We start from the raw sequence: 16,382 nt of genomic DNA, 5'->3' as shown, positions 1-16,382 counted from the left end.
TTCATCCGTGAGCATTTGTCGGGGCATGGCAGGCTTGCAGTTTGTTGGCTTAGGAACCTTTATTCTGTGAGCTTGCCCCTATCCTGCCAATACCCCTGCCATGAAACGTCAACAGACCCTAATACGGCCAAAGCCGGGCACGCGCAGGCGGCCCGCCTCACGCTCGTTTACCTCGGCGGCCAGCGCCTGCAGGGTTCCGCGCACGAGGGCGGCCATGCGCTTGTCGTTCATCTTGCCGGCCAGGTCGGGGTTCTGCGCCTTCATGCGCTCCACCAGGTCGGCGGGCTTGAGGGTATCAATCTCGGTCGCTTGCCGGGTACCGACAGTTGTCTCGGTCATCATGGTCTCGTTCCTTGTCTGGGTCGTTGGGGTTGGCCTTACTCGAGAAGCCCACGCTGATTAAGAGTCCTGCGCAGCTGCTTGATGCTGCGCATCGTCTCCTCGGCCAGCACCCGCGCCGCTTCCTGGTTCTCCGCGCACTGCTGCTGCTCGAACCACTCCCGCGCCTGATCGATCTGCTCGGCCAGGGTCAGCGCCGCCAGCTCCTGCTTGAGCTGATGACTGCGGTGCTGAGTGGCCACCCAGGTATCGAACTCGGCGACCTCTTGCGCGGTCAGCTGCTCGCGCAGCTCGGCGGGCAATATAGGGCTCGCCAGCTTGACGCTACCCACCACCTGGGCCCGCCCCCGCTTGATAGCGGGGTCATATTTCATGCGGACCAGCTGGACGACCTGCTTGCGAACACGGAAATGCATGGGAGCTCCTCAAAGGCTTACACAGGCAATATATTGCCCGATCAAAAGGAGCGCAAGGTGTTTCACCCGCCAGCGCCGTGAGCTTGGAGCTGGAAGAGCGCCGCTGCGCGGCTGGAAGCTGAAAGAGAGGGCCGTGGGGAAAGAGCAACTTGCTGCGCGAATAGCGGTGTTACGCAGCCGGCTCATGCGGGCGAGCCGTCAGGTCAACGCCAAGGGCTCGCATCACGACCAGCATGGTTTTCAGCGTGGGGTTCCCCTGCTCGCTGAATGAGCGATACAGCTGCTCGCGGGAAAGCCCGGTTTCCCGGGCAAGCTCGCTCATGCCTTTGGCACGTGCTGCCACGCCCATCGCCTTGGCAATGTAGGCGGAGTCGCCCGTTTCCAACGCATCCGCCAGAAACACCGCAATCGCCTCCTCGCTTTCCAGGGCGGCTGCCGGATCGTAGTCAAAAATCTTATCGCTCATGACGCCTCCCACTCTGCTGCAAGCCGCTGTGCTGTCTCGATATCGCGCTGCTGCGTACTCTTGTCGCCACCGCAAAGAAGAATGACGATTTCGCTGCCGCGCTGCTTGAAATAGACACGATATCCAGGGCCATGATGAATGCGTAGCTCGCTGACACCCTGCCCTACGGGCTGAACATCGCCTGGCAAGCCATTGGCGAGACGGAAGACACGCGCCGCTATCAGCGCCTTGGCGCGTTGATCCCGCAACTTGCGCTCCCATTTCCGGTACGTGTCGGTCTGTTTGATATCGAGCATGATGCAAGTGTAGTTTATAAACTACAGCACCTCAATGGCTGCCTCGCTCCGGCTCGTTGGCCGCGCAGCCGGGCACTTTCCGCCTACGAATGCTTCAACAAATGCTCCACCATCGCGCGGGTAGCGGCATCATCAACCCAGTCGCCGGCGGCGTCGCCTTCCGCCAGGCTCTGCTCCAGGCCCTGGGCCAGGCGCTTACCCAGCTCCACCCCGGGCTGGTCGAAGGGATTGAGCCCCCACAGCAGCGATTGAACGAACACCTTGTGCTCATACATGGCGAGCAGGGCGCCCAGGTTCCAGGGCGTCAGCTCCTCCATCACGAGCACCGAGCAAGGCTGGTTACCGCGATAGCCGCGAGCCATATGGGCCTGCAGCGAGGCAGGTATGGCGTCGTCGCCCAGGGCCATCAGTTGCGCCTGGGCCAGGCAGTTGGCGAGGGTCAGACGCTGCTGCGCACTCAGGGTCTCCCGCAGGGCCTCGGGGGCTTGGGCATGGCGGCGCGCCACAGGGAAAACGCATGAAAGATCCTACACCGCGAGAATGTCTGCCAGATAGGTCTCATCCAGCGCCGCTTTCTTCTGTTTCCGCCGGATTCCGCCCTTGAAACGCTTCTCCCCTTTCAGGTAATTCAAAGCGATATGTCGGACCCTGGCGAGATTTTCTGCCGCCCGTCCGCGATGGATTTTGCAGGCATCCTCTCGCAGTGCCACGTCCAAGGACCAGTGGAGCTTCGCCTCAATATGCCAGTGCTGACGAGCCGCTTCGGCGAGCTTCTTGGCGCTCAGGTCGGCAGAGCTGATGTAGTAGCGGATCATCGGGGCTTCCGGCACCTCATCACCTTCCTGGCGGAAACTCATCACCACGCCTACCGATTTCAGGCCCGGCCATTCATAGCTAAGCTTCTGAAATTCTTCAGTAACCTCGCTGACAATATGGTATCTGGTCTCTTGCCGGCCTCGGTTCTTCTCATCCGTGACATAGGCGTCACCCTCGAAGCTGGCGACCTTGGCCATGGGGAATGCGGCCTCGAAGGCGTCAGCCAAGGCCGGCTGGTTGTCCTTCACGGACAGCAGGTAATCGGCGCCCTTCTGCAGGATCTGAGTGGCGATCTTCTTCTGGCACCCCATGGCATCGATCGTCACCAGACAGCCTTGCAGGTTGAGAAGCTTGAGCAGCTCGGGAATCGCCGTTATCTCGTTGGATTTCTCCGCCGTCTTGATCTGCCCCAGCACCACACCATTCGCCGCACTGAAAGCGCTGACCATGTGGATTGCCCCTTTGCCCTTCCCTCGGCAGTACGAGCCGCGCAGGGTCTTGCCATCGATGGCAACCACCGCCCCATCGGTGACGTCATGACAAGCCTTCATCCACTCGGCAAAGGCGGTTTGGACCTGCTTGGCATCCACCATCGCCATCACCCGGGCCAGGGTGTCATGGCTCGGTACGCCAGCCTCAAAATCACCGTACTGGCGAAGAAAATCCAGCTTTGCGTGGCCAAAATCCTCTATCTCGTCCCACCCCTCCGCACCACAGATCACTGCACAGACCGTCAGGAAGAGAATATCCGACAGCTGATGCTGCACTTTCCACGCCTGACGGAAGTCGGGAACGATCGATAGATGGTGCATAAGGGACGGCGTCAGCATCGGGTCATCCATGAGAAAAAGTCGTTAGATGACCACATTAGCTCCTACTGGTAAAGCGCTACGAAGCCCGTCGTAGAGCGGTTTTTCATGCGTTTTCCCTGCGGCGCGCCACGGCAATGAAGTCGGCGCTCACGGTATGGCTGCCCTGGTGCAGCAGCTGGTAGAAGGCGTGCTGACCGTTGGGCCCTACGTCGCCCCACAGGATCGGGCAGGTGGTGTGCTCGACGCTCTGCCCATCCCGGCCCACGCTCTTGCCGTTGGACTCCATCTCCAGCTGCTGCAGGTAACCGGGCAGGCTGGCGAGCCGACCATCGTAGGGAAGCACCGCATGGGAGGGGATGCCCAAAAACTGACTGTTCCAGGCGCCCACCACGGCCATCAGTACCGGCAGATTGCGTACGGTGGGCGCCTCGAGAAAGTGGCGATCCATGGTATGGGCACCGGCCAGCAGTTCATCGAAGGCCGGCATGCCGATCTGAACCGCCAGGCTGATACCAATGGTCGACCACAGCGAGAAGCGCCCGCCTACCCCCTCCGCAAAGGTCAGCCGGTGCGCCTCGGGAATGCCCAGGGCAGCCATCTTCTCCGGCCGGGCGGAAACGCCGATCAGCTGCTGGCGGCAGATCGCCTCACGGCTTGCCCCCAGCGCACTGCTCAGCCATGTCAGGGCCGTTTCCAGGTTGTAGCGAGTATCGGCGGTAGTGAACGACTTCGAGGCCATCACCAGCAACGTGGCCGCGGGGTCGAGTCTTTCGAACAGCACCACCAGCTGGCTGGCATCCATGGTGGAGACATAGTGCACCGAGGGGCCGCGGGTCGGGTGCGTCTCTTCCAGCGCCTCTGCCACCAGCCGCGGGCCGAGATCCGAGCCGCCCACGCCGATATGGATCACATGACGAATCGGCTGCCCCGTCACACCACGCCACTGCCCGGCACGCAGCCGTTCGACCAGCAGCGCCATACGCCGGCGCTGCTCGGCAGCAAAGGTCACCTCCGCCTCACTGCCCGCTACAGGCGGTGTTTCCTGTGGCCAGCGCAGGGCGGTATGCAGCGCCGGGCGTCCCTCGGAAGGGTTGACGATGCCCGCGGCGAACAGCGCCTGGCGCTGCTCGGCCAGGCCGCAAGCCTCGGCCCACTCGGCTAGATGCTCGAGCGTCTCCGGCTGCAGGCGCTGGCGAGAGAGATCCAGCCGCCAGTCACCGAACGAGACCTCGAGTCGCCGTTGACGCGCCTCGGCCTCTGGCTACCTGTCAGCAGGTCGGCCTGGCAGAGCGATGACAGGTGGCCGGCCTCCCCGTGCAGTTTGTCGATAGTGGCAGTGGTCGTCACCGCTGCTAACTCCTCTTCCTTGAAACGCATGCTGATATCCTCTCCGCTCTGCCCTGCTTGCGGGCGCGTTGTTACAGCTGCCGAGCTCTGAGCCGCTGCATCGTCAGGTGTGCACCGCGCCACATGCGATAGAACATGCCCGCGGCCTCGGCCAGGGCCTTTTCATGGCGCATGGCCTGCCGATGCGCCTCAAGTGCCTCGAGCCGCTCGCCGTTGGGCAGGGTATGCTCGATACGCTCCAGCAATTTCATCAGCTGTGGACGCAGGCGATACGCACCTCGCTACACATCGGGCAGCTCACGCATGAAAGCGACTCCCTCGACGTAGCCCTCTACCAGCTCGGTCGCCAGCTGCTCGGCGCTGCGTGGCGTGCGGCTGCAGCGGCCGGAGAAGTTGTACCTGGCCGCTCGCTCGAGATTTTGCGCATTCAGGTAGCCCGGCCCGGCGAAGTGGTCATAGATAAATACCGGCGTACGCGAGGCCAGGCAGTACGGCACCGTCTTGCCGATGGAGATGACGACATCGGCATCCAGCAACGCCCTTGGGCCAATGCGGCCATAGCTGTCGCCGCCACGCCCATGCCCCCACTGTCAAGCTAGTTGGAGTGTCAGCGGCTGGCCCACGAAGTTGGCGGTGATCACCACCTCGTGGCCGGCATGGATGAACAGCTCGGAAAACTCCTGGATCACCAGCTTGGAGCCGGCGATCTCCTGGAACTGGTTGGTGCCCAGCAGGATTCTCATAGAGTTGTTACCCTAAGCGACCTGTTACCCTTCAGGCCCACCACACAAACGGGCACTCAGTGCACGCAATCCCGCGACATCGGGCCGCAGTGCACTCGCAGCCTCTGCACAAAGGCAGGCCTGTTCACGGTGACCATTGCGCTCGAACGCTACCGCCAACTCCCGTAGCGCCGCGGCTGGGCCCATTTTCTGGCCGGTCAAGCGCTGCACCTGCTCCCGTGTAAAAAAGCTGCTTTCTGAGCACGGTGCCGGGGTGACACCATTGGAGGCTCTGCCGGTGACGGTGACGCGCAGTTTTTCCATCCAGTTGGCGATCTGCTGAGGGGTCGGCTCGACCGTATGCGCCTGCTCGCGGACGAAGACCTCCAATGCCTGTCGGGATTCCTTTGCCACATCCAGCAGATCCTGCTCACAGGTGATGGCATCGTCATCCGTCGATCCGGCATCTTGGAGTGGCTGCCCCAGGCGCGATTCGATCCATTCCAGGTCGGCTGCCTCACGTTCCAAAATCGGCCTAACCAGGGAATCGGCGAAACGCAGCTTGCGTTCGCCGAAGCCAGCGAGCATGTTCACCAGACGGTTGTTATCACTCGCCTTTCCAGGATAGGGCTGGTAGCACGGCCCCTCTTGGCGAAAGAAAAACAGCGCAGCCGTTGCCTCCAGGCTGAGGGATTCGTTGACCCGGCGGATTTCCGTGGGATCAATAGGGGCACCAAGGAACTGGAAGAAGTCCTGCACCACATCGCCGTCGGCCAGTTTTTTGTGATCGAATGGCCGCAGGGTGACATGCTCCCGGCCAAAGATCTGGTCAAACTTCTCAAGCTTTGCGCGATACCGAGGCCACAACTTGTTGAGATCCAGTCGTGATTGACCATGATTCTTGACCAACTGGACGAAGGCCGAAGCAATGAATGAAGCAGGCGGTCTGATGTAGCCGATAATCTCGACACGGTCGAAGGCCCTGCTAAACTCATCACGCAACCGCCTCAAGCCCTCTTCGCCAAGGTGATAAAGATCCTCGCCAGAGATGACCTGCTGCCCCCCTTGGGCCTTGATAGCAGAAACTTCCCGCCCAACAGCCTCGTTGAAGGCCTTTACCTGATCGGGCGCCCGTCCGGCAGCTCGATGACCGGGCCATTCATATGGATCAGTACTGAAATACGAACGTAGCTTGCCCCCTTGGTTAGCCACGCCCAGATCCGCGTAGCGGAAATCCACATGCCTGCCCTTGGCAAACAAAGTATCCTGGATAGAGGACGAACCCGTCTTGGGCATGCCAATATGAATGACCAATCGTGACATCAGCTAGCCCCCTTTGTGCTCGGATGCGTCGGTGCCAAGTTGCCGGCAACCACCTTGCGAGCCTGCGCTCTTGCCGGACCGATCAGGCGGCGAAAAGCGGTTGCGGCCTCCGGTTCACTCTGCGTGAACAGGCCTGCAGCTTGTTCTAAAATTGATACGGGATCTGCTTCACGAAAACCGCCTAAGACCTCGCTCGAATCAGCAGTACCTTGTTCCTGATAAACTAGTGCGTTTTGGGCAGTCAGCAAGCCCAAGCGATTGACCAATTCAGGTGTGGATGGCTCGCCGTTATGCTCTATCGCTTCGTCTTCCAGAAGCTGCCAGAGCGATCGCCCATTGGCTACCGCCACCTCCAGCAAATCCGCTTCGGTTCCAATACTGGCCTTTGCAACACGTGGAGCGTCCTCAATCGATTGGCCCAGTCGGTCATTAATCCAGTTAAGGTCAGCTTGGTGTGCCTGCAAAACCGGCTGAACCAGTTTCTGTGAGAAGACGAGCTTTTCCGAACCCAGCTGAGAGGCCGCCTCTACCAGGCGGTTGTTATCGGTTGTGTAGCCACCATACGGTGCGGCCTTTTGCAGCTTTCGCATTGCAAACAGGGAAGCACATGCCTCGAGAGAAATAGACTCATTAGTACGAACCAAGTCCTCTTCTGTTAATTCGACCCCTGCTCTCCGGGCAAAATCAAGCACCACATCACCTTGATATAGCGAGCCTGGCAGGAAAGGTACAAGGTCAACCTTCTCTTTTCCAAAGACTCGGTCCAGTGTCTGGAACCTCTTGCGGTAATGCGGCCAAAGTTTCTTCACATCCAGGCCGTACTGATCTCCACCTTTCAAACGTTGCTGAAATGCAGACTGCATATAAGCCACTGGAGGCCGAACATATCCGACAACCCGTACTGAGCAACAATAGCGCGAGAGTATGTTTTTTAGGCGGCCTAACATATTCTCAGTCATGCCAGGTGCACTTAGATCTTCGGCCGAAATAATAAGCACACGAGAATCAAATACAGAAAGAGCATACTCAAGATCTCGCTCAAATCGTTTTTGAATCTCTTTAGCCTCTTGTTTCGTTCGACCATTTAGCTTGTGAGCATGGTACTCCTCTGGCTTTTCAGACAGTAGAGTCATAAAAAAACCCGAGTGATTCGGGGAATTCAGCTTCAAGTAACCCGCCGGCGCACCAGGCTCCGAAGCAAGATTATGTAGGGTCGCCTGGATAGAGCTCGAACCGGTCTTATGCATCCCGACATGCACGATGGCCTCTTCGATCATTCCGTGTCGCCTTTTTTTTTCAACTGCGCCTTCAAGTCTTCAACCTCGTGCCACAAATGAGTGATGAGCTGCATCATCGCCCGGTTGGTATCCAGCGGCGTAGTGGTGTAATCCTTGAAGCGTGGCGTTGCCAGGTCGAAACCACTCTGCCCGCCTGTCGCGAACAGTGTGTTTATCCGTTCGATTTCATCGCGGTGTCTTTCGACGTACTCAGCCACCTCGGCTTCATCCGGAAGCAGGCGGTTGTAGGGCGGAGACTTCGGCATCTTCTCATAGAGCCCGGCCTGCTTGAGGAGCGGCTCCAGCTCGTCAGGAAGTACCGTCCCTTCGGTCATGGAGTTATGATAGGCGAACAAGGCCATGGCTGCTGGAGGCGGGGTGTCGTTTTCCCGCAGTGATGGGACCTCTTCTTCGCTTAGGCCGAGGGCGTCACGCACGAACTGAGCGCTAACGTCATTGATGTCATCGAAGTTGAAGAAACGAGCCTCGTCGGCAAGAGCCGCCCATTGCTCTGCCATTGGTGTCACGACATACGGCTTGTCCTGTACCCAGGCGCGGAAGGGCTTGAGCGGGCCTCGGTAGGCCTTGTGCTTGATGCCCCATTGCAGGTAGGCGGAGAGGATCCAGCTGTCAGGCCGCCGAATATAACCGATGACCCGGATGTCATAGCGATCACGCAGTGCATCGAGTGCCGGCTGCACGTCCTCGAACCGGTCGAAGAGGGATTCGTTAGACCAGATGAGAGTGTGGAGCTCGGTGGGCAACTGGTCATCGGCGTATTGAAGGGCATGGGCCAACTCAGAGTTAGCTTGCACACGCTCCTTGTTAGTGTACGCGAACCAGCCATCCACGACATGCCAATCGTATTGTGCGGTCGGTAGGTTAAGGTGTTCCAGCATCAGTCCGAGGTACTTGATGCCATGCCGCTCCAAGGTGGGCCGCGCCACCCGCAGCGTCTTCTGGATCGAGGAGCTGCCGGTCTTGCCCATTCCGACGTGGATGATCAGCTTACGCTTCATTATTATCACCAATGCGTTCCATGAGTGTAGACTCGGCGTACCTCATATTCGTTCTCCATCACCAGCTGCGGAAGAATACGTTCGAAGGCATGCAGGACACTGCCATCGTAAGGAACTGGCTCGTCTAGTGCAAAAATATCATCTTTCCATTCCAATAGGTCTTTCAGGGCAGAGGCACGGGCCCAGAACATCGTTCCTAGGGGAAAGTGTCGATAATGTGTCCAGCGCTGGTAGCCTAGTGGCTCAAGCAACTGCTCTATCCAGGGACCATTAGAGGCTTCGTCAACCAGATGGCTATCCTCAGCAAAGACAATCCCTACCTTGTCATCCTTAAATAAGCCAAGAACCTCATTGGCTGCTTCCTCTGAACCAATCAGATTGCCTAGCAAATAGCGGCGCCAACGGTCCCCTACCCCATCCGCATTATCGCTCGACTTCTTAGTATGAAAGTGACCTACAACATCGTAATTACCATATATTTCTTCAACAAACTGACGATGAAATGGATAAACATCCCGGCCACAATTATCAATCTTTCGTGTAAAGACCCGCCCAGTTACTGACTCTTCTAGCGCTTTCAAGGACCCTTCTGACAGCTCAACAACATGCGACACGAAGAGATCGACATCAAGGTGCTTCAAAGCTTTAAAGTAAGCACAATATTCAGGAATCAAGTCGGCAAAGAAAACATGAAACTGGAGAGCAACGCTTCCTGAATACTCGTGGACACCGCTACCCGTCAGTATTTTCACTGACATGCCAGGCACATCAGTACTCAACACGCCCCGCGTCAAGTCTTCGAAACTAATAGAAGTTTCTTCCAAAGAATCTAGAACTCGCTGTATATCTGAGCCAGGGAATGGTTTTGCAAGGGCAATACCTTTTCTTAGCAGATTGAGAAAATGACTCGCTTTATTTCCTTCTTCTGTGAAAGCTAACCCGTAAAAGCCCGTGTTGAATTTCACAAGAAACTCAGGGGAAAGCTCAGCCTCTCTCGTTTCGGCTCTGCGCAGCCTGGCCTCATCGATAGACTTGACAAGTCCATCGACATATTCATCGAAATCAAGATGCTGACGACAAATTTCCGAGTTTTTCCCATCCCTAGACTTGAGATTATCAAGATTGTCTGCCAGCAGCATACCAAGATGGTATGGATCACCGTAATCAGCAATCACAGCGCGAGCAGAATGCTTTTCAACGAAATCGGCGATGCCGCTTGAGTCTCTGAACACACCAATACCACAGTCTACATTCAGTGCATCAACAGCGACATTGGGAAATGGATCAAGCCGCGAGGTGAGCAGATAAATGTCGGCCTCACGTAACGCTGCCGACACATCCTTCACGGCTCCTGGAAAATGTACCTGATGTTTCATTCCTGTACGATTGATGTAAGCGTCTAGCCACACACTGACCACGGTATCATCTTGATGATACCCATTGCCGAGCCAAACGAATTGCAGTCGTTCGGCCACAGGGTCCTTCCTGTCAGAGAGAATCTGATAAAGATGATGGCAAGCTTCGAGAAACCAGTCGACGCCCTTACGGGGCTGCACATGACCGGCACCTGCGATGATCACCGAGTCTTCCTTTAGTGAAAGTGCTTTCCTGAGTGACCACTCGTGATCTTCATCTGATCGATAGCCGAGATAGCCTTGTGGCCGAATTCTTATATTATTGATTGAGTGCTTTACCCCAGCTTTCTCTCTCAGCTCATGAATCCCGGAACGAGCCAAGCTCTCTGCTGGGTAAATCACGATATCGGATGTCATCAGCATTCGGCCTATCTTGCCGACCGGCCTTGTATACTCTGCGAACTCATGTACAAGGCTTAGAGTCGGCAACCCCATGCTCGCCGCAGCATCAGCCATGCTCATCGACTCTACCGAGTTTAACACGACTGCCTGAATATCGTGGAGAGAGAGCAAGTGCCGCAATGTATACTCCAGTGCCGCTACCCCGTTCTCGGCAGGAGCATCCAGATGAAGCATTCCCGCTTCAACAAAATACGGCCGCAAATCACCTCCCTTCAACGTTGCGGTTATTACATTAAAGCGCTCCGACAGCCTGCGTGAAACTTCGAGAGCCACAACAGGAGCCCCCGTCGCTGAAGCCTCATGGCTAACAACCAACAATGTATCAGTGTTTTCTTTTTCTTTTTCCTTCCCTAAGGTTAGCCTTTCATCAATATCCAGCCATCCAGTGCGCCCTTCTCCATGGCCATGTAAAATAAAGTGCTGAAATGAGTTGATTGGTGCGTTCTTAATATCTGGGTATACTGCTTCATAAAGCTTTTGATCAAAGAACCCTTCGATTCTTGCCACCGAGAGTTCCGAGTCTTTTATCAAGTCATCCAGCCATTGGGAAAGCTCCTCTTCTGCAGCATCTTTCGGAAGCACTTCACTCTCGAAAAGAAGCTTCCTGAGGTGGTGCTTCATCGGATTTTCTACAGGCTCTTCACCTTCAACTCCAGACTTACTTGCATCTTCCGAGATTTCTTTATGAGCCCCTTCTTCTTGTGGATCACCGTCTTCGCCTACATATCTTTCATCATGTACAGGCTCTTTGTCTTCAGGTGATACAGGAAGGCTCTCTCTCCCCTCACCTTCCCCGAACAATATATAATGAACGAGAGGGTTGACGCCTTGCTTCTTAACATCGGGGTTCGCTTGGAGGTAGAAACTAGAGTCGAAATACCCTGGAACGACTAGCGGATATTTTTCATACTGATCAAGAAAAAGGAGAACCGGGTCTTCGACATCCTCCGACAGGTTTCGTCTATATTCAGCCCAGTCAACCCCACTATTCCTGAGAATTTCATAGTGGACTTTTTCCAAAACTCATCCGCTCCTGATTTATCGTATTTTAGCGTTAAAAGTATGTAGCTTTTCTTTTAAATATTCCTCTGGCGTCATTCCAGAAGTTTCAACACAATAGTTTTTTTCCAACTTTTCAGTTGCGACAGCGCTAACCACAACATCTGAAGCTTTCGGCATCACACGCTCTATGCGTGCTTCAGGAAGCATCGTCTCAACAATTTTGACTATACTATTTAGGTTTGTTTGCTTTCCCGAACCGACATTAAATGTTCCTTGGACCAGGCCATTAGCCATCTTGATCAGAGTCTTCGCCATGTCCGGTGCAAACATGAAATCTCTACAGGCATCCGGGTGAAACCCTACCTTGATAGGCATCCCGTGGGTTGCCCTATGCAATAAGACATCTATCAGTCCGTGTCGAGGATGGTGAATATTTCCGAAAGGATTCGACACCCTTGCACAACTTAATCTCACCCCCGTGTCGGCCGAAAACTGTTGATAAAGTGCCTCTTCTATGACCTTAGCCTTACCATACCAAGACCGAGGATTAACCATATCAGTTTCACGACTTGGCCTTCCAGGAGCTTCACCATAGACAGTGCCAGCTGATGAAATATGCAGCATACCGGCGGGAGGCACCGAACGGAGAAGCTGCATCACTTGATGTGATGTTCCCCAGAATTCATCCATCGCGGCCCTAAGGTCATTTTCAAAGTCATTTGGCTTTAAGCCACCCATAGCATTTATTACGACAGGATGACTCCGCAACCATTTTTTTATCTCAGCCTCATCGCCCAGAGGTACCACATTACCCCTTTCAGCAACTGGCCTCCTTGCCACCCCCAACCATTCAATTCCCTGAAAATCCAATTCTTTAGCAATGTTTGAGCCAATGAATCCTGTGCAGCCCAGCAATATTACGCTTGTCATCGCAACTCATACCTTTCTTTGCTGGATCTCTCCCGAAGCTTATCCACCACCAGCACTCCCATTTCGCCTTCGCGTGATATATTTCAGAAAAATGAAAGAGCCTGTTCCTGGCTTTTACCCCAGCACTTAAAAACAAGAAACCGACTCTGCATTACATCATTTCTTAGATTTTGCTCACACGTAATAGGTATTGACCGTATCCAGTCTTCTTAAGAGATTGACCACAGGCCACCAGATGCTCGGTACTGATCCAGCCGTTGTGCCAGGCGATCTCCTCCAAACAGGCGACCTTGAGGCCCTGGCGGTGCTCGATGGTCTGCACGTACTGGGCAGCCTCCAGCAGGCTGTCGTGGGTGCCCGTATCCAGCCAGGCGAAACCGCGGCCCAGGCGCTCCACCCGCAGGTCGCCGCGCTCCAGGTAGGCGTTGTTGACGCTGGTGATCTCCAGCTCGCCACGTTCGCTGGGCACCACCTGCTTGGCGATCTCCACCACGTCGTTGTCGTAGAAGTAGAGCCCGGTGACCGCATAGGGTGACTTCGGCTCGTCGGGCTTCTCCTCGATGGAAATGGCCGTGCCCTGGTCATCGAACTCCACCACGCCGAAGCGTTCCGGGTCCTTTACCAGGTAGCCGAACACCGTCGCTCCGCTATCCTGGGCGGCGGCGCGCTGGAGCTGCTCGCTGAAGTGCTGGCCATGGAAGATGTTATCGCCAAGGACCAGGCACACCGGGTCATCGCCGATAAACTCCTCGCCGATGATAAATGCCTGGGCCAGGCCATCGGGGCTCGGCTGAACGGCGTACTCGAAGCGCACACCGAAATCCTCGCCGCTGCCCAGCAGGTTCTCGTACTGAGGCAGGTCTTCCGGAGTGGAGATAATCAGGATCTCGCGGATGCCGGCCAGCATCAGCACCGAGATGGGGTAATAGATCATCGGCTTGTCGTAGATTGGCAGCAGCTGCTTGGAGACGCCGCGGGTGATGGGGTGCAGACGGGTGCCGGAACCGCCGGCAAGGATGATGCCTTTACGTGCCATGGGGATTCGTCCTTGAGTGGTGAGGAGTGAGGCGTTAGCGGCCAGCGGGGTTGAGTCCGATGCGCTGGACGAGCTGGCCATCCTTGGGCCTCTCGACCTGGCGAATGACGAAAGTGCCGACGCCATCGATACGCAGGCGGCGCTCGGGGACTTCGTCCAGCTCATTGCGCATCGCACGCAAGGTGCTTTCCACCAGGGCGGCGGCGCGCTTGTCGCTGATGCGCTTGAGGGCCTCGGGCTCCTCGGCCTTGATCCGCTCGACCAGGGTGGCGGGGTCGAGCTGGTCCAGCGGAAGCTCCTTGGCGGGGGTGGGCTTCTTGGGTTCTGCTGCTGGCTGGGGGGTATCAGTCATGGTTGGTCTCCTGTGAGTTGTGAATGGTGAGTGGTGAATGGTGAATGGTGAGTGGAACTATTCACTATTCACCATTCACAAGCGAAGCGCTCACAAGCCGCGAAGCGGCGCTCACCATTCACTCAATCCCGGTGATCACGGATGATCAGAATCATCATGCTGGCGATCAGGGCGAGGAACAGCGTGACGATGGCGAAGACGCTGGCGTTGTAGAGCCGATCCGGCTTGGTGGCGTATTCCGGGAACAGCGGGCTCTGCAGCACGCTGACCTGCTTGAGCTTGCGGGCGGCTTCCAGGCGGGTGTTCTCCAGGGCGGCCAGGGCGCTGGAGTAAGTCTCCTGGGCGAACTGAGCCTTGAGCTCGAGGGTTTCGTACTGGGAGGAGATGCGGTTGAGCGATTCGCCGGTGGCCTGGGCCAGGCGGTCGCGCTGTTTCTCGATCTGCTCGCGCAGGGCCTCGATCTCGGACTGCACCCGACGCATATCGGCGGACTGTACGCTCTGGTAGCTGGAAAGCGCCTTGCGCTGGGCCTGGATACGGGCCAGCTCGCCCTCCAGGGTGGCGACCACCTGGTTGATGCTCTCCACCGTGCTGGTCGGCGAGACCAGGCCTTCCTTGTTCTGGAAGGCGAGCAGATCGGCGCGCGCATCATCGAGGCGGTCCTCCAGGCGGCGCAGCTGCTCCTCGAGGAACTCGACCTGCTCGAAGGCGAGGCGCTGGCCCATGTCGTTCATATGCGCCTCACCGGCTTCCAGCAGCAGCTGCACCATCTTGTGGGCGAACTCGGGAGTGTAGGCCTGCACCTCGACGTTGAGCACGCCGGCGTATTCGTCCATCTCCACCGTGACGCGGCGCAGGTAGTACTTGTGGAGGTCCTCGATGGGCGCTTCGGCGTCACCCAGGCGCGCGAACACATCACCGTTCTCGCTGTAGTGGCTTCGAAAGTCCAGCTCCTCTTCCACCTCCTTGAGCATATCTACCGAGAGCAGGTACTCGCGCAGCAGCAGCAGGTCCTTGTCGCCGGAGGCGCCGGTAAGGATGGAGGAGAAGCTGATGTCGGGCTGGGCGATCTGGGGGCTCTCCAGCACCACGGTGGCACGGGAGAGGTAGCGATCCTCGGCCCACAGGAACCAGTAGAGGCTAACCAGCAGGATGGCGAACAGGGCCGCGGCCCAGTGAGGTTGGGACTTGATGAATCCTTTCATGGGAAAAGGCTCGGTTCGAATTGTAGGAGCCGGATTTATCCGGCGATGAAGTGGATTGGATGGTTACGGAGCCTGGATCGCCCGATAAATCGGGCTCCTACGAGGTGGTCAACCATCGTTCTGCGGCGGCTGCAGTGCCTGCACCCTACGCCGGGCCTGCATCAGCCTCTCGCGGGCAGCGCGGAACTCATCGCCATAGGGCTTGCGTTCATGAGGAGGCAGATCGTCGGCCTTGGCCTGGTCGAAGGCGGCCTTGGCGGCATCGAATTCGGCCTTGATCTGGCGGAGTTGCTGGCGTGCCTGGGGGAGCGTCAAGCCTGTGGGGATCTCGACGTCGTCTGGCTGGGCGGCCTGGACTGCAGGCTTGGCCTGCCCGGCGGGCTTGGCAGCGGCGCCCTGCCCTGCCGCCTTGGGCTTGGCCTCCGCCTTGGGCTTGGCGGCGGGCGGCTCGGGGGCGGTGCCGTTTGCCTGGCGGGCGGCGTCGGTCTCTGCGTGGTAGGCGGCGATGGCGTCGTTGATATCGTCGTACCAGGTGGCGCGGCCATCCTTGAGGTAGATGCCGGACTGGCAGAGGTCCTTGAGGATGCCTTCGCTGTGGCTGACCATCACCAGGCTGGCCTGGCCGACCTTCTCCTTGAAGGCCTTGGTGGCCTTGGCCTTGAAGGCGCGGTCGCCTACCGAGGTGGCCTCGTCGGAGAGGTAGATATCGAAGTCGAAGGCCAGCGAGAGGCCGAAGTTGAGGCGAGCGCGCATGCCACTGGAGTAGGTCTTGATGGGCTCATCGAATGCGTCACCGATCTCGGCGAAGGCCTCCACCTTGGCGATGATATCGTCGACGTTATAGCGGCCACCATGCACCCGAGCCACGAACTTGACGTTCTGGCGTCCGCTCATGCTCCCCTGGAAACCACCCGCCAGGCCGATGGGCCAGGAGACCCGGCTATAGCGATGGATCTCGCCGCGGTCAGGGGTATCCATGCCAGCAATCAGCTTGAGCAGTGTCGACTTGCCCGCGCCATTGCGACCCAACAGGCCAACGCTGACGCCGGTAGGGATGGTGAGGTTGATATCCTCCAGCACCCAGTCGTAGACCTTCCGCTGGCGGTGATAGCGCTTGTAGAGGCCGTTTATCTGGATCATTGGTAGTGAGTGGTGAGTGGTGAGCCCGGCCAAGCCAGGAGATAGTAGTTTTAAGCTTGAAGCTGGA

19 protein-coding genes are annotated in these 16,382 nt (G+C 57.3%); all 19 read right to left on the bottom strand.

Features of this window, described 5'->3' with window-relative positions; translation table 11 throughout:
• Positions 1 to 108: 108 nt before the first annotated feature.
• The 19 genes from RS027_RS11405 to RS027_RS11315 all read right to left on the bottom strand — a co-directional run bounded on the left by RS027_RS11405 (position 109) and on the right by RS027_RS11315 (position 16,315).
• Positions 109 to 342 carry a hypothetical protein gene (locus RS027_RS11405; protein WP_311956992.1) on the bottom strand — a complete coding sequence of 78 codons (234 nt, stop codon included), beginning with the start codon at positions 340 to 342 and terminating at the stop codon, positions 109 to 111.
• A gap of 35 nt (positions 343 to 377) precedes the next feature.
• Positions 378 to 755 carry a hypothetical protein gene (locus RS027_RS11400; protein ID WP_311956990.1) on the bottom strand — a complete coding sequence of 126 codons (378 nt, stop codon included), beginning with the start codon at positions 753 to 755 and terminating at the stop codon, positions 378 to 380.
• 169 nt (positions 756 to 924) lie between these two features.
• Positions 925 to 1,221 carry an addiction module antidote protein gene (locus tag RS027_RS11395; RefSeq protein ID WP_311956988.1) on the bottom strand — a complete coding sequence of 99 codons (297 nt, stop codon included), beginning with the start codon at positions 1,219 to 1,221 and terminating at the stop codon, positions 925 to 927.
• On the bottom strand, positions 1,218 to 1,517 hold the full coding sequence (locus RS027_RS11390) for a type II toxin-antitoxin system RelE/ParE family toxin (RefSeq protein WP_300274768.1): 300 nt from the start codon (positions 1,515 to 1,517) through the stop codon (positions 1,218 to 1,220). Before RS027_RS11390 ends, RS027_RS11395 begins: the two co-directional genes overlap by 4 nt.
• A gap of 83 nt (positions 1,518 to 1,600) precedes the next feature.
• The gene (locus RS027_RS11385) at positions 1,601 to 2,023 is read right to left on the bottom strand and encodes a phosphoglucose isomerase-related protein (protein ID WP_311956985.1); all 423 of its coding nucleotides are present in this window, start codon (positions 2,021 to 2,023) and stop codon (positions 1,601 to 1,603) included.
• Between the two features lie 21 nt (positions 2,024 to 2,044).
• On the bottom strand, positions 2,045 to 3,163 hold the full coding sequence (locus tag RS027_RS11380; protein WP_311956996.1) for an ISAs1 family transposase: 1,119 nt from the start codon (positions 3,161 to 3,163) through the stop codon (positions 2,045 to 2,047).
• Between the two features lie 85 nt (positions 3,164 to 3,248).
• Positions 3,249 to 4,331, bottom strand: a complete 1,083-nt coding sequence (locus tag RS027_RS11375; RefSeq protein ID WP_311956994.1) for a phosphoglucose isomerase-related protein — start codon at positions 4,329 to 4,331, stop codon at positions 3,249 to 3,251.
• Positions 4,332 to 4,563: 232 nt separating this feature from the next.
• Positions 4,564 to 4,743, bottom strand: coding sequence for a hypothetical protein (locus RS027_RS11370; protein WP_311956982.1), 180 nt, complete (start codon positions 4,741 to 4,743; stop codon positions 4,564 to 4,566).
• 30 nt (positions 4,744 to 4,773) lie between these two features.
• Positions 4,774 to 5,028 carry a hypothetical protein gene (locus RS027_RS11365; RefSeq protein WP_311956980.1) on the bottom strand — a complete coding sequence of 85 codons (255 nt, stop codon included), beginning with the start codon at positions 5,026 to 5,028 and terminating at the stop codon, positions 4,774 to 4,776.
• Between the two features lie 54 nt (positions 5,029 to 5,082).
• The gene (locus RS027_RS11360) at positions 5,083 to 5,235 is read right to left on the bottom strand and encodes a hypothetical protein (protein ID WP_311956978.1); all 153 of its coding nucleotides are present in this window, start codon (positions 5,233 to 5,235) and stop codon (positions 5,083 to 5,085) included.
• Between the two features lie 24 nt (positions 5,236 to 5,259).
• Entirely contained in the window at positions 5,260 to 6,537 is a 1,278-nt protein-coding gene (locus RS027_RS11355) for a hypothetical protein (protein WP_311956976.1), read from the bottom strand.
• Entirely contained in the window at positions 6,537 to 7,814 is a 1,278-nt protein-coding gene (locus RS027_RS11350; RefSeq protein WP_311956974.1) for a hypothetical protein, read from the bottom strand. The genes RS027_RS11355 and RS027_RS11350 overlap by 1 nt, the downstream gene beginning before the upstream one ends.
• A complete protein-coding gene (locus tag RS027_RS11345) occupies positions 7,811 to 8,833 on the bottom strand; it encodes a hypothetical protein (RefSeq protein ID WP_311956972.1) in 1,023 nt (340 codons plus the stop codon). Before RS027_RS11345 ends, RS027_RS11350 begins: the two co-directional genes overlap by 4 nt.
• A 5-nt stretch (positions 8,834 to 8,838) precedes the next feature.
• Entirely contained in the window at positions 8,839 to 11,670 is a 2,832-nt protein-coding gene (locus RS027_RS11340; protein WP_311956969.1) for a rhamnan synthesis F family protein, read from the bottom strand.
• Positions 11,671 to 11,688: 18 nt separating this feature from the next.
• Positions 11,689 to 12,582: an NAD-dependent epimerase/dehydratase family protein gene (locus RS027_RS11335; protein ID WP_311956965.1), complete on the bottom strand. Its 894-nt coding sequence runs from the start codon at positions 12,580 to 12,582 to the stop codon at positions 11,689 to 11,691.
• Positions 12,583 to 12,745: 163 nt separating this feature from the next.
• On the bottom strand, positions 12,746 to 13,618 hold the full coding sequence (rfbA, locus tag RS027_RS11330) for a glucose-1-phosphate thymidylyltransferase RfbA (protein WP_311956956.1): 873 nt from the start codon (positions 13,616 to 13,618) through the stop codon (positions 12,746 to 12,748).
• Positions 13,619 to 13,652: 34 nt separating this feature from the next.
• Positions 13,653 to 13,970: a hypothetical protein gene (locus RS027_RS11325; RefSeq protein ID WP_311956945.1), complete on the bottom strand. Its 318-nt coding sequence runs from the start codon at positions 13,968 to 13,970 to the stop codon at positions 13,653 to 13,655.
• 122 nt (positions 13,971 to 14,092) lie between these two features.
• Complete coding sequence (locus tag RS027_RS11320; RefSeq protein WP_311956943.1) at positions 14,093 to 15,175, bottom strand: KpsE/RkpR family capsule polysaccharide export protein; 1,083 nt, start codon at positions 15,173 to 15,175, stop codon at positions 14,093 to 14,095.
• A gap of 108 nt (positions 15,176 to 15,283) precedes the next feature.
• A complete protein-coding gene (locus RS027_RS11315) occupies positions 15,284 to 16,315 on the bottom strand; it encodes an ABC transporter ATP-binding protein (protein ID WP_311956942.1) in 1,032 nt (343 codons plus the stop codon).
• Positions 16,316 to 16,382 lie beyond the last annotated feature (67 nt).

Source organism: Halomonas garicola, assembly GCF_031935715.1.
GTDB classification, from domain to species: domain Bacteria; phylum Pseudomonadota; class Gammaproteobacteria; order Pseudomonadales; family Halomonadaceae; genus Vreelandella; species Vreelandella garicola.
The sequence above is the reverse complement of the archived record's forward strand: the minus strand, read 5'-3'. Positions and strand labels throughout refer to the sequence as shown.